The following is a 10,420-nucleotide window of genomic DNA, read 5'->3' as shown; positions in this document are numbered from 1 at the left end:
CTCTGTGTGCGTGCACAACTTCGCGCGCTTCGCGCAGCCCACCGAGCTCGACCTGCGCGAGTTCAGCGGACGGCACCCGGTCGAACTGTTCGGCGGCGTGCGATTCCCGGCCATCGGCGAACTGCCGTATCTGCTGACCCTCGGGGGCCACGGCTTCTACTGGTTCCGGCTCACCCGAGTCGCATCCCGCATCGGCAGACGACTTTGAGCGTGAGCTTCGAGCGTGTGCCGAGGAAAGGACGCGTCACCATGCAGAAGACCGCATCTCCCCGACCCACCCGTACGGTCGACGCCAGCCCGATGTTGTCGCCCATGCCGATCTCGTCGCCGTAGTAGAGGATCGGCGAGCCGGGCAGGGACAGCAGCAGGGCGGTGAACAGTTCGATCGAGTGACGGTCGTTGTCGAGGAGCGGGGCGAGACGCCTGCGGATGCCGATGTTGGCGCGCATGCGGGGGTCCTTGGCGTATTCCGCCCACATGTAGTCGCGTTCCTCGTCGGTGACCATTTCCAGGGTCAGCTCGTCGTGGTTGCGCAGGAAGATGCCCCACTGGCAGCCGGAGGGAATGGCCGGGGTCTTGGCGAGAATTTCCGAGACGGGGTAGCGGGATTCGCGCCGTACGGCCATGAAGATGCGGGGCATGACGGGGAAGTGGAACGCCATGTGGCACTCGTCGCCCCCGCGTGCGTAGTCGCCGAAGTAGTCGACGACGTCCTCCGGCCACTGGTTCGCCTCCGCCAGCAGCACTGTGTCCGGATACATCGCGTCGATCTCGCGCCGGACCCGCCTCAGGAATTCATGCGTGGCGGGAAGGTTCTCGCAGTTCGTCCCTTCTTCGGCATACAGATAGGGCACGGCATCGAGCCGGAAGCCGTCGATTCCCAGGTCCAGCCAGAAGCGGAGGGCGGCCAGGATCTCCTCCTGGACGGCCGGGTTCTCGTAGTTCAGGTCCGGCTGGTGGGAGAAGAAGCGGTGGAAGAAGTACTGCTTGCGGACCGGGTCGTAGGTCCAGTTGGAGGCTTCGGTGTCGACGAAGATGATGCGGGCGTCGGCGTACTGCTTGTCGTCGTCGGCCCACATGTAGTAGTCGCCGTAGGGGCCGTCGGGGTCTTTCCTCGATTCCTGGAACCACGGGTGCTGGTCGCTGGTGTGGTTCATGACGAAGTCGATGATGACCCGCATACCGCGCTGGTGGGCGGCGTCGACGAATTCGACGAAGTCGGCGAGGTCACCGAATTCGGGCAGGACGGCGGTGTAGTCGGAGACGTCGTAGCCGCCGTCCCTGAGCGGTGATTTGAAGAAGGGCGGCAGCCACAGGCAGTCGACGCCGAGCCATTGCAGGTAGTCGAGTTTGGCGGTGAGGCCCTTGAGGTCGCCGACACCGTCGCCGTTGCTGTCCTGGAATGAGCGGACCAGGACCTCGTAGAAGACGGCGCGCTTGAACCAATCCGGGTCACGATCCTTGGCAGGCGTGTCCTCGAAGGTGTCCTGAACGGGCTCGTTGACGGTCATGACGCTCAGGACCCTCCGATCTGCGGTGGCGAAGCCTGGACGTGGAGAACGTGCGCGGGCGCCCTGCCGGGCTCGAGGCGTACGTAGTTGGTCCGGCCCCAGCGGTAGGTCTCACCCGTCAGTTCGTCGTGCACGGACAAGGAGGCGTCCCGGTCCAGGCCGAGTTGCGGCATGTCCAACGAGACCGTGGCCTCCTGGGTGTGGTGCGGGTCGAGGTTGGCGACCACCAGAACCGTGTCCGGGCCTGTGCGTTTGCTGTACGCGATGACCGCGTCGTTGTCGGTGTGGTGGAAGCGGAGATTCCTGAGCCGGTGGAGGGCGGGGTGGCACCTGCGGATCGCGTTGAGGCGGGTGAGCAGGGGCGCGATCGTGCGGCCGTCGCGCTCCGCCGTGCTCCAGTCGCGGGGGCGTAGTTGGTACTTCTCCGAGTGGAGGTATTCCTCGCTGCCCTTGCGCAGGGGGGTGTTCTCGCACAGTTCGTAGCCGCTGTAGATGCCCCAGGTCGGGGAGAGGGTGGCGGCGAGGACGGCGCGGACCTCGAAGGCGGGGCGGGCGCCGTCCTTCCTTTCCTCGGCACACGCTCGAAGCTCACGCTCAAAGTCGTCTGCCGATGCGGGATGCGACTCGGGTGAGCCGGAACCAGTAGAAGCCGTGGCCCCCGAGGGTCAGCAGATACGGCAGTTCGCCGATGGCCGGGAATCGCACGCCGCCGAACAGTTCGACCGGGTGCCGTCCGCTGAACTCGCGCAGGTCGAGCTCGGTGGGCTGCGCGAAGCGCGCGAAGTTGTGCACACAGAGCACCAGGTCGTCCTCGTACTCGCGCAGGAAGGCGAGGACCGCAGGGTTCGACGACTGGAGTTCGGTGTAGGAGCCGAGTCCGAACGCCGGGTTCTGTTTGCGGATCTCGATCATGCGGCGGGTCCAGTGCAGGAGCGAGGACGGCGACGCCATCGATGCTTCGACGTTCGTCACCTGGTAGCCGTAGACCGGGTCCATGATCGTCGGCAGACAGAGCCGCCCGGGGTCGCAGGTGGAGAAGCCGGCGTTGCGGTCCGGGGTCCACTGCATGGGGGTGCGCACGGCGTCGCGGTCGCCGAGCCAGATGTTGTCGCCCATGCCGATCTCGTCGCCGTAGTAGCGCACGGCGTCCCGGTCGCCGAGCCAGATGTTGTCGCCCATGCCGATCTCGTCGCCGTAGTAGGGGTAGATGTCCTGGTACTTCTTCGGCGGGTTCTCCGCGTAGGCGATCGTCCCGTCCGCGCGGTGGTGGAACCACTCGGGGTGCTTGTGTACCCAGGGGTGGTCGGGGGAGCACTGCAGGGCGAAGTCGAGGGCCACTTCCAGGCCCAGTTCGCCGGCCTTGGCGACGAAGCGGTCGAAGTCCTCGATCGTGCCGAGGTCGGGGTGGACGGCGTCGTGGCCGCCCTCGGGGGAGCCGATGGCCCAGGGCACGCCGACGTCGTCGGGGCCGGCGGACAGGGTGTTGTCCGGGCCCTTGCGGTAGGTGGTGCCGATGGGGTGGATCGGCGGCAGGTAGACGACGTCGAAGCCCATCGCGGCGATCGCGGGCAGCCGGCGCGCGGCCGTCTCGAAGGTGCCGTGGGGCTGCTCGGGGGTGCCTTCGGAGCGGGGGAAGAACTCGTACCAGGAGCCGTACAGGGCGCGTTCGCGCTCGACCAGCAGGGGCAGCGGATCCGAGGCGGTCACCAGATCCCGCAACGGATACCGGCCCAACACCGCGTCGACGTTCGCCGCGAACGCCGCCGCCAGCCGTGACACGGGCGGCAGCGAGTCGTCCCGCAGCGCCTCGGAGGCGGCCAGCACGGTCGCCCGCTCGGTCTCGTCGGGCACGCCGGCGGCCGCACGCTCGTAGAGCTCGCCGCCCTCCTCCAGGACCAGCCCGACGTCGATCCCGGCCGGAACCTTGATGCGGGCGGTGCGGCGCCAGGTGGCCACCGGATCGCTCCAGGCCTCCACATGGAACGTCCATGACCCCACCGCGGACGGTGTCACCTTGGCCCCCCAACGGTCCATGCCGGGGGCCAGTTCGTGCATCGGCGTCCACGGGCCGGGGTGGCCGTCGGGATCGGTCAGCACGACGTTGGCGGCCACGGAGTCGTGGCCCTCGCGGAACACGGTGGCGCTGACCTCGAAGGTCTCGCCGACGACCGCCTTCGCCGGATGCCTGCCGCATTCCACGGCCGGCTGTACGTCCCGTACCGGGATACGGCCGATGGTCCCGGTGCCGGCACCGGCTTTGCTCTTGGTCCTGCCCATGGTTCACCTCCACCGTGCTCGAGGCCGGGCACAAGGCCCGGCCGGGGGTTCGATCTTCGCCGGAAGCCGGCTACCTGCCGGCATGGAAACGCCGCCGCCGCGATCTCGGCGGTCCTCTGCGTGCGGAGACGCTCGCCGTGCGGGGCCGTCCGTCCTGCTCCAGGAGATAGGCGGTCGGCGTGCTGCGCAGATAGCGCTCGGCGGCGTCCGCGGCCTCACGGGCGCAGCGCTTTCCCATCAGCACACAGAGGGTGTAGCCATGGTCCTCGAAGGCGGTACGCACCGTGAGGTCGGCCGGGGCCGCGAGCATGGCTCGTTCCCAGGCCCGGTATCGCCGCAGTTGCCGGGCGACTTCGGCTTTGGCCGGTAGCAGCATGGCCGCCTTCACCTTCCGGGCTCGATGACACGTCTCCCGACCGTCGGGCGGAACCCGTGCGCGCCCACGCACGGGTTCCGTTACGGGCATCGAGGTCTTCACACATGGTGCACGGTCGACGACGCAGCGTCCTGTTGGATCTTCAACTACCTCGGGTGTGTCCTCGTGTTGCACGAATGGCGTACCGCCCCCACCCTGAAGTGACTCAGAAGCGATCAGTGCTCACGCTCCGTGTTCGGGGCCCGTCCCGCAGGGGCGAGGAGAGCGGGAGCTCTCGCGGTGAGGAGGTAACGACGGTGAAGACCGCAGTGCCCTGCTACTACCACCTCGACGTGGAAGTCAGCCCCGAACGGGTGGGTCAGGTCAGCCGAATTCTGGCCGCCCACCTCCGGTACTGGGACCTGGAGACCCTTGTCGAGCCCGTCCGCCACAGCACGGAGATGCTGCTGCGGGCCATCGACGAGCACGCAACGGACAAGAACACCTCGGTCGAGATGTGGTGGAACGGCCAGCACCTCATCACTGCCATCGGTGACAACGACCGTGCTCTGCGCCCGGACCATGAGCTGCGCGCCTGCCTCCAGCACCTCGCCGCGATGAGCGACGGCTGGGGCTGCTGCGCCACCGAGTCCGGAGCCAAGGTCATCTGGTTCTCGCAACGCGCCCGCGCCGGCGAACGTGCCCCGCTCGTCCCCGCGGCCCCCGCGCCCAGTCTGCGCGAAGCGCGCGGTGTTCCCCGCGAGGCGCCCGTCACGGCCGTCGCCGACGCGGCGGGCACCCGGGACGGCATCCTGGAGGGCGCCCGGTGACCGCCCGCCGGCGCCGCGACGACAAGAGCCGAGGGGTGTCCGCCTGGAGCGGGCACCCCTACCCGCTGGGGGCCGCCTACGACGGCCGGGGCACCAACTTCGCCGTGTTCAGCGAGGTCGCCGAACGCGTCGAACTCGTCCTCGTCGACGACAAGGACCGGCACAGCGTGGTCCCGCTGACCGAGGTCGACGGCTTCGTGTGGCACGGCTATCTGCCCGGCGTCGGCCCGGGGCAGCGCTACGGCTACCGGGTGCACGGCCCCTGGGACCCGGGCCTCGGCCACCGGTGCAATCCGGCGAAGGTGCTGCTCGACCCGTACAGCCGGGCGGTGGACGGCCGGGTGGACAACCACGCCTCCCTCTTCGAGCGCACCCCGGGCGCCCCGTCCCCTGCGGACAGCGCCGGGCACACCATGCTCGGTGTGGTGACCGAGCCGTACTTCGACTGGGGCGACGACCGCCCGCCGAGACGGCCGTACGCCGACACCGTCATCTACGAGGCGCACGTACGGGGCCTGACCCGCAACCACCCCGAGGTCCCGCCGGAACTGCGCGGCACCTACGCAGGCCTGGCGCACCCGGCCGTCGTCGAGCACCTCACGTCCCTCGGCGTGACGGCCGTCGAGCTGATGCCGGTGCACCAGTACGTCCAGGACGGCGTGCTGCTGGACCGCGGGCTGTCCAACTACTGGGGCTACAACACGATCGGCTTCTTCGCGCCGCACAACGCCTACGCCGCCCACGGCACCCGAGGCCGCCAGGTCGACGAGTTCAAGTCGATGGTGAAGGCGCTGCACGCGGCCGGCCTCGAAGTGATCCTGGACGTGGTCTACAACCACACCGCCGAGGGCAACGAACGCGGCCCGACCCTGTCCTTCCGGGGCATCGACAACGCCTCGTACTACCGCCTCGTGGACGGCGACTGGGCGCACTACTACGACACCACCGGCACCGGCAACAGCCTGCTGATGCGCCATCCCTACGTGCTCCAGCTGATCATGGACTCGCTGCGCTACTGGGTCACCGAGATGCACGTCGACGGCTTCCGCTTCGACCTCGCGGCGACGCTGGCCCGCCAGTTCCACGAGGTGGACCGGCTCTCGGCGTTCTTCGACCTGATCCAGCAGGACCCGGTGATCAGCCGCGTCAAGCTGATCGCCGAGCCGTGGGACGTGGGGGAGGGCGGCTACCAGGTGGGGAACTTCCCGCCGCTGTGGTCGGAGTGGAACGGCAAGTACCGCGACGCCGTACGGGACTTCTGGCGCGCCGAGCCCGGTTCGCTCGGCGAGTTCGCCTCCCGGCTGACCGGCTCCTCCGACCTGTACGCCCACAGCAGGCGCCGCCCGCGCGCCAGCGTCAACTTCGTGACCGCGCACGACGGATTCACGCTGCGCGACCTCGTCTCGTACAACGACAAGCACAACGAGGCCAACGGCGAGGGCAACCGGGACGGCGAGAGCCACAACCGGTCCTGGAACTGCGGCGCGGAGGGCGAGACGCGTGACCCGGCCGTGCTCGCGCTGCGCGCCCGTCAGCAGCGCAACTTCCTCGCCACGCTGCTGCTGTCGCAGGGCATCCCGATGCTCTGCCACGGCGACGAACTCGGCCGCACCCAGCGCGGCAACAACAACGCCTACTGCCAGGACAACGAGGTCTCCTGGATCGACTGGCGGCTCACCGACGACCAACGCTCACTCGCCGACTTCACCCGCCGCGTCATCGGTCTGCGCGCCGCCCACCCCGTCCTGCGCCGCCGCCGCTTCTTCCAGGGCGAGACCCCGACCCACCCCGACCAGCCGCTGCCCGACCTGGTGTGGCTCCTGCCCGACGGCCGCGAGATGACGCAGGACGACTGGCGGCGCTCCGACGCCCACTCCGTCGCCGCCTTCCTCAACGGCGACGCCATCGCCGAGCCGGACTGGTGCGGGCAGCCGGTCGTGGACGACTCCTTCCTGTTCCTGCTCAACGCCTACTGGGAGCCGGTGGAGTTCCAGCTGCCGGACGTCTCCTACGGGGAGCGCTGGACGACGACGATCGACACGTCCGCATCACAGGGTCCCCCGGACGAGTCGGAGCACAAGGCGGGCACCGCCCTCCTCGTCGAGCGCCGCAGCCTCGTCCTGCTGTCGAGGCCCTCACGCAAACGCCCTCAGGACTCCTGACAAAAGTGGTGGGCTTGACCTGGTCAGAGGTCGGTGTCGTGCACGAGGCCGCCGGGTGGCAGGACGCGGTCAGCCGCGTAATCGCACGCGACAAACCTGGCGACGTCGGCGATCATCCCCGGGATACTGGTCGCCCATGGATGAGGTCAAAGTCGTCGTCGCCCATTCCGAGCGCGCGACTGTGCGCGTCGGCGACGTGTTCTTGAAGGTGGACGCCGATCAGGCGCGCATCGACGTCGAGGTCGAGGCGATGTCCCTCGCGCCGGTCCCGACCCCGGAGGTCCTGTGGCGCAAGCCGCCCGTGCTCGCGATCGCCGCACTCCCGGGTACGACGCTCGGGCGCCTCGGCGGGCCGTCGACCGGGTCGCCGGCGGCGTGGGCCGCGGCGGGCGCCGCCATCCGGAAGCTGCACCGGGCACCGCTGCCGCCCCGGCCCGGGCGGGCCGGCCGGAGCACCGCCGCGCTGGCGGCGGAGCTCGACGCCGAGTGCGAACTCCTCGTGGCGAACGGCCTCCTGCCCGCCGACCTGGTCACCCGCAACCGCCGGGTCGCCGAGGCCGCGCTCCGGCCGTGGACTCCGGCGTTCACACACGGCGACCTGCAGATCGCGCACCTCTTCGTCGACGGCGACGAGGTCACCGGCATCATCGACTGGTCCGAGGCGGGCCAGGGTGATGCCTTGTACGACCTCGCCACCTTCACGCTCGGACACGAGGAGTACCTCGACGACGTCATCGCCGGCTATGGCACCGACATCGAGCTCGACGTGATCCACGCGTGGTGGTCGTTGCGAAGCCTGCTGGCAGTTCGCTGGCTGATCGAGCACGGCTTCGACCCCTTCGCGCCGGGCTGTGAGGTCGACGTGCTGAGATCCCAGATGTGAGGCTGCGCGGGCCCGACTGCTACGCATGCGTTCTGACGCATCGAGCAGGCCATCCCGACACACCGTCATTCCCAGAGGTCCAGAAGCCTCTTTTTGTCAGGAGGCGTAAGAGGGGCGCGGGGCCCATCGCGCCTTCTATCGCTCGCGCCGCGAAGTCACCGCTCGCGCCGCGAAGTCACCGCTCGCGCCGCGAAGTCACCGTGAACTGCGCCCCGTCCGGATCCCGCAACACCGCCTCGTCGCTGCCCTTGGACAGCACACTGCCCCCGTTCAGTTCCGCGGCCCGCGCGCACTCCGCCACATCCGTGACCGCGAAGTGAACCTGCCAGTGCGGGCGGATCGTCGGGTCGGGCGCGGCCCCGAGCGCCCCCGACTCGATGCGTGCCACCACGTCACCCCCGCTGCGCAGCACGACCTCGCCGCCCTCGTAGTGCACCTCGCAGCCACCGGGCCGGTCCGTGGCCCAGTCGAGGACCTCGCCGTAGAACATGGCGGCGTCGAACGCGTCGCGCGTGTGCAGGCGGATGAACGTCGGCGCGGCCCGCCGCCAGGTCTCCCAGTTGGAGATGAGCTCCCCCTCCCAGATGCCGAACGTCGCACCGTCGCGGTCCGCGAGCAGCGCAGCACGGCCGGGCGGCAGGGAGAGCGGCCCGACGGCTGCCGTGCCGCCGCGTTCCTGCACCCGGGCGACGGCCTCGTCCGCACTGCGCACGGCGAAATACGGCGTCCAGGCCACGGCCATCTGCCACATCGAGGCGACCGCGGCGATCCCGGCCACCGGCACGTTCTGTGCCAGCGCCACGCGGAAGCGGTCCCCCAGCTTGGCCGGCCGCCAGCGCCATCCCAGCATGGCCGTGTAGAACGCCTGGGTGGCCTCCAGGTCACGGCTGGTCAGGCTCACCCAGCAGGGTGCGCCGAACACGGAGTGTGTGGACACGACGTCGGCCGTGCTCCTGGAGGATCTTGCATTGTTCATGGCAGTCGCGTCCTGGTCTCGCCCTACCGGCGGCCACCGGTCTGCTCCCAGTGTCCAACCGGATCCGCTCCCGGGCCTGTCGAGTACCCCCGGCGGTGGACGGAAACGGGCGATGTCCGTCCTCGCGTTCACTGGCAACCGACCGGCGAAGCGACGACGATGGAGGCGTGGCACCGGTACCGAACGAGCCTGCCGACGAAACCGACCGGATTCTCGAACTGGAAGCGGAAGTCCACCAGCTCAAGGAGGCGGTCGTCTCGCACGCCGTCGTGGACCAGGCGATCGGCATGGTCGTCGCGCTGGGCCGGGTGGCGCCGGACGAGGGATGGGCGGTGCTGAGGGAGGTCTCCCAGCACACGAACATCAAGCTCCGCCATGTCGCGGAACTGATCCTCGTCTGGGGCAGGGACGGCCGGATGCCGCCCGAGATCCGCTTCGAGCTCGAAGAGGCCCTGGAGCGTCACGGCCCGACGCAGATCCCGGGGGCGGCACAGGAGTGAGGACGCGGCGCCGACTCATCCTTCGCAGGCTCACCGGGCTTCGGCGAGCAGTTCCTCACGCAGGTGCGCGAAACAGCCGCTGAGCAGCCGGGAGACATGCATCTGCGAGATCCCGAGCTGGCACGCGATACGGCTCTGCGTCATCCCGCCGAAGAAGCGGAGGTAGAGGATCGTCCGCTCACGCTCCGGAAGCCGTTGCAGACACGGCCCGACGGAGACACGGTCGATGACCACCTCGAACGCCGGATCCGGACCGCCGATCGCGTCCCCCAGCGCATAGCCGTCCGTCCCGGGCATCTCCGCCTCCAGCGACAGCGCGGAGAAGCAGTCCAGCGCCTCCATGCCGGTGCGGACCTCGTCCTCGCTCAGGTGCGCGTGGTCCGCTATCTCGGCAACGGTGGGGGCCCGACCGGGGGTCTGCTGCGACAGCTCCTTCGTGGAGCTGCGGACCCGGTTGCGCAGGTCCTGGACCCGGCGCGGCACGTGCAGCGTCCACATGTGGTCGCGGAAGTGCCGCTTGATCTCACCGGTGATGGTGGGCACGGCGTACGCCTCGAAGGCGTGGCCGCGGGCCGGGTCGTAGTGGTCGACGGCCTTCACCAGGCCCAGCGCGGCCACCTGGTACAGATCCTCCAGGGACTCGCCGCGGCCCTTGAACCGGACGGCGATCCGCTCGGCCATGGGCAACCAGGCCTGAACCAGCTCGTCCTTGAGCGCCTTGCGCTGCGGCCCCTCGGGCAGTCCCACGAGTCGGGCGAACGCTTCGGCGGTGTCGGGGGCGTCGTCGTGCGGGTGCTGCTTCGTTCTGGTGGCGGCACTCATCCGTGCGCACCTCCCTCAGCAGGTGCTGACTGGACAGCATGGGAGGCGCGCACCCGGACCACATGGAGGACACCCAGGGGCCTGGTGGGTCGGCTCCCACGGAC

At 69.4% G+C, this 10,420-nt stretch carries 9 protein-coding genes and 2 pseudogenes; 5 read left to right on the top strand and 6 right to left on the bottom strand.

The features are described 5' to 3' along the window. Positions 1-208, top strand: a 208-nt coding sequence (locus tag EAO75_RS28685; protein WP_187284598.1) for an alpha-glucosidase C-terminal domain-containing protein, incomplete at its 5' end; no start/stop codon positions are given. An 85-nt stretch (positions 209-293) separates the two neighbouring features. Here the strand turns inward: EAO75_RS28685 and treS are convergent. From treS to EAO75_RS28665, 4 genes and pseudogenes are all read right to left on the bottom strand, one after another. Then, a pseudogene (treS, locus tag EAO75_RS28680) lies at positions 294-1,511 on the bottom strand (maltose alpha-D-glucosyltransferase); the annotation flags it as partial. A gap of 5 nt (positions 1,512-1,516) precedes the next feature. After that, a pseudogene (locus EAO75_RS28675) lies at positions 1,517-2,068 on the bottom strand (alpha-glucosidase C-terminal domain-containing protein); the annotation flags it as partial. 37 nt (positions 2,069-2,105) lie between these two features. Next, the gene (locus tag EAO75_RS28670) at positions 2,106-3,788 is read right to left on the bottom strand and encodes a maltotransferase domain-containing protein (protein WP_147997878.1); all 1,683 of its coding nucleotides are present in this window, start codon (positions 3,786-3,788) and stop codon (positions 2,106-2,108) included. Positions 3,789-3,858: 70 nt separating this feature from the next. After that, complete coding sequence (locus EAO75_RS28665) at positions 3,859-4,164, bottom strand: DUF5133 domain-containing protein (protein ID WP_147997877.1); 306 nt, start codon at positions 4,162-4,164, stop codon at positions 3,859-3,861. A gap of 296 nt (positions 4,165-4,460) precedes the next feature. On the opposite strand from EAO75_RS28665, the gene EAO75_RS28660 reads away from it, so the two are divergent. The 3 genes from EAO75_RS28660 (at position 4,461) to EAO75_RS28650 (ending at position 8,018) form a co-directional block, all read left to right on the top strand. Continuing rightward, positions 4,461-4,973 (top strand): pep a2, encoded by a 513-nt coding sequence (locus tag EAO75_RS28660; protein WP_147997876.1) that lies wholly within the window; start codon positions 4,461-4,463, stop codon positions 4,971-4,973. Then, positions 4,970-7,135, top strand: a complete 2,166-nt coding sequence (glgX, locus tag EAO75_RS28655) for a glycogen debranching protein GlgX (protein WP_187284597.1) — start codon at positions 4,970-4,972, stop codon at positions 7,133-7,135. Before EAO75_RS28660 ends, glgX begins: the two co-directional genes overlap by 4 nt. A gap of 136 nt (positions 7,136-7,271) precedes the next feature. After that, complete coding sequence (locus EAO75_RS28650) at positions 7,272-8,018, top strand: phosphotransferase family protein (protein WP_147997875.1); 747 nt, start codon at positions 7,272-7,274, stop codon at positions 8,016-8,018. 175 nt (positions 8,019-8,193) lie between these two features. Here the strand turns inward: EAO75_RS28650 and EAO75_RS28645 are convergent, their stop codons facing one another. Next, complete coding sequence (locus EAO75_RS28645) at positions 8,194-8,994, bottom strand: VOC family protein (RefSeq protein WP_147997874.1); 801 nt, start codon at positions 8,992-8,994, stop codon at positions 8,194-8,196. 167 nt (positions 8,995-9,161) lie between these two features. Here EAO75_RS28645 and EAO75_RS28640 point away from each other — a divergent pair, with 167 nt between their 5' ends. Beyond that, positions 9,162-9,494: an ANTAR domain-containing protein gene (locus EAO75_RS28640; RefSeq protein ID WP_147997873.1), complete on the top strand. Its 333-nt coding sequence runs from the start codon at positions 9,162-9,164 to the stop codon at positions 9,492-9,494. A 30-nt stretch (positions 9,495-9,524) separates the two neighbouring features. On the opposite strand, the gene EAO75_RS28635 is transcribed toward EAO75_RS28640, so the two are convergent. Continuing rightward, the gene (locus EAO75_RS28635) at positions 9,525-10,316 is read right to left on the bottom strand and encodes an RNA polymerase sigma factor SigF (RefSeq protein WP_147997872.1); all 792 of its coding nucleotides are present in this window, start codon (positions 10,314-10,316) and stop codon (positions 9,525-9,527) included. Positions 10,317-10,420 lie beyond the last annotated feature (104 nt).

The organism is Streptomyces sp. UW30 (assembly GCF_008042075.1).
Taxonomy (GTDB): Bacteria; Actinomycetota; Actinomycetes; order Streptomycetales; family Streptomycetaceae; genus Streptomyces.
This window is presented reverse-complemented; position numbering and strand designations above follow the sequence as displayed.